The sequence below is a fragment of the Mesorhizobium sp. M7A.F.Ca.CA.002.09.1.1 genome (assembly GCF_003998555.1).
GTDB lineage: Bacteria > Pseudomonadota > Alphaproteobacteria > Rhizobiales > Rhizobiaceae > Mesorhizobium > Mesorhizobium ciceri.
On record NZ_RZRR01001407.1, the window covers coordinates 1 to 819 of the forward strand.

Below are 819 nucleotides of genomic sequence, written 5' to 3' on the forward strand. Positions count from 1 at the left end.
CCTCGGTCTTGAGTTCGGCCAGCTTGAACTGGGTGTTCTGGAAATCGATGATCGCCTTGCCGAACGCCTTGCGCTCCTTGACGTAGTCGATGGTCAGCGCCAGCGCCCGCTCGATCATGGCGATGGCGCCCGTGCCGATCTGCAGCCGCTCCTGCGGCAGTTGCTGCATCAACTGGACGAAGCCCTGCCCTTCCTCGTGGCCGAGCAAATTGGAGGTCGGCACGCGCATGTCGTTGAAGAACAGCTCCGACGTGTCGTTGGCCTTGAGCCCGATCTTGTCGAGGTTACGGCCGCGCTGGAAACCTTCGACCTCGTCGGTCTCGACGACGATCAGCGAGGTGCCCTTGGCGCCCTTCTCCGGATCGGTCTTGGTGACGACGATGATGAAGTTCGCAAGCTGGCCGTTGGTGATGAAGGTCTTGGAACCATTGATCTTGTAGTGGTTGCCATCCTTCTGCGCCCGCGTCTTGACGCCCTGCAGATCGGAACCGGCGCCGGGCTCGGTCATGGCGATGGCGCCGATCAGCTCGCCGGTCGCCAGCTTCGGCAGCCATTTCTTTTTCTGCTCCTCGGAGCCGTAGTGGAGGATATAAGGGGCGACGATCGAATTGTGCAGGCCGATGCCGAACCCGTCGACGCCGACATGGCCAATGGCCTCGATGATGGCGCTCTCATGCGCGAAGGTGCCGCCGGAGCCGCCATATTCCTCCGGCATAGAAGCGCAGAGCAGGCCGGCGGAACCTGCCTTCAGCCAGCTTTCGCGATCGACCATCTCGTTCTTCTCGAACTCGTCGTAGCGCGGCGCGATCTCCTCCGACA

General features: G+C 62.0%; 1 protein-coding gene. It reads right to left on the reverse strand.

What is annotated here, in order from left to right:
* A partial coding sequence (locus EN994_RS33575; protein ID WP_127308262.1) for an acyl-CoA dehydrogenase family protein occupies window positions 1-819 on the reverse strand: 819 nt, incomplete at both ends.